The 969-nt window shown below is 47.1% G+C and carries 1 protein-coding gene; it reads right to left on the reverse strand.

Annotated features, from left to right (window positions below):
- Positions 1–969 (reverse strand): hypothetical protein (locus tag BTN98_RS20295; protein WP_167390202.1); only part of this gene is annotated, 969 nt, incomplete at both ends.

The raw sequence follows: 969 nt of genomic DNA on the forward strand, positions 1-969 counted from the left end.
TTGGGTCGGTTCGATGGTCACTTTAGTTGGGTCTAGACGGTCAGCACCCGCTTCAATCACAATCGTAGTGGTGCCCGATACTGGATAGCCTTGCTCACCTGCTTGAGGGGTTAAATCACCTTCAGTAATGGTGATCTCACCGTGCTCATTACCGCTAGCATCAGCGCCATCATTAATGGTGATCACTACCTGACCATTAGCGATATCGCCATCATTATCCGTCGCCGTCACGCCAAGGTTTATGTTGGCAATGTCAGTATCGTTTTGATCAATAGGACCTGTCACTTCAACCGTGTATGAGCCATCTTTCGCAATCGTTACTACCATCACTGGCTTATTATCGCTATCCACCACGGTTAATACATTACCGTTAACCGTAAAGGTGGTCGCGGCACCATTACTGGTCAGACTCGCTAAATCCGGCTGATCAGCATTGAAATCAAGCTGATGGATCGCATCAGAGCCCACATTCAGTGGCACGTCACCTGTAATAACTTGACCATTTTGGGTGGTTTCATCAATGGTGGTGCCACTGTCGGTGCCAAACTCTGGGTTGGCGCCATCAACAATGGTGATATCAACATTGGCTGGCTTTTGTAGCCAATCACCATCGGTATCTTGCACCTGAATTGGCACATCAATGGTGATTTTATCGTTAACACTATCCACCAAACCATCGACACCAGTGTCAGTGTGGTTTAACGGTTTATCTTGATTAATCGTCACCGTTACGTCGATATCGTGACCGTTCGCCGCTTGAACGGCATCCAATGATACAGCTACCACTTGCTCGCCGTCAGCGGTCACACCAACTAATTGCCCTGTTGCGCTGTCATAGCTAAAGCTGATCGCTTGATTATCGCCCGTGGTTAATTCAGACGATAATTCATCAATTAATTTAGTTAATTGATCTGAATCGATAATTACAGTCTCAGGATTGAGACGATCGGCACCGGCCTCAATCACAAC

Origin of the sequence: Photobacterium aquimaris, from assembly GCF_002954455.1 — a bacterium.
Taxonomy (GTDB): Bacteria; Pseudomonadota; Gammaproteobacteria; order Enterobacterales; family Vibrionaceae; genus Photobacterium; species Photobacterium aquimaris.